Annotated in this window: 1 pseudogene; it reads right to left on the reverse strand. The window is 53.5% G+C overall.

Features of this window, described 5'->3' with window-relative positions:
- Positions 1-297 (reverse strand): annotated as a pseudogene (locus SB822_RS56220) (hypothetical protein); the annotation flags it as partial.

The raw sequence follows: 297 nt of genomic DNA on the forward strand, positions 1-297 counted from the left end.
GGCTTCGGCGCGACGAACGTGTTACGAATAAAACCATCAAAATAAGGTCCAAGGTCGTCCTTCAAGGCCGACGCGATCATCAGGAACTTAGAGGGATCAACGACCAGCGCGCGGTACTCGCTGATCCGTTCTGCAGATATCACAGCATGAGCTTCGGCCGCAGCAATCATTTTTTCAAGCAACCCGCCCCAATTCGGCAATCCGGCACCGACAGATGCACCCGCGCCTACGAGCAAGGCGCAACGTTTCTGTCGATACGCCTCTTTCAAATTCTCAGGGATCCTTGCTGCATCAAAT

The sequence above is a fragment of the Paraburkholderia sp. SIMBA_054 genome (assembly GCF_046534875.1).
Lineage (GTDB): Bacteria > Pseudomonadota > Gammaproteobacteria > Burkholderiales > Burkholderiaceae > Paraburkholderia > Paraburkholderia hospita.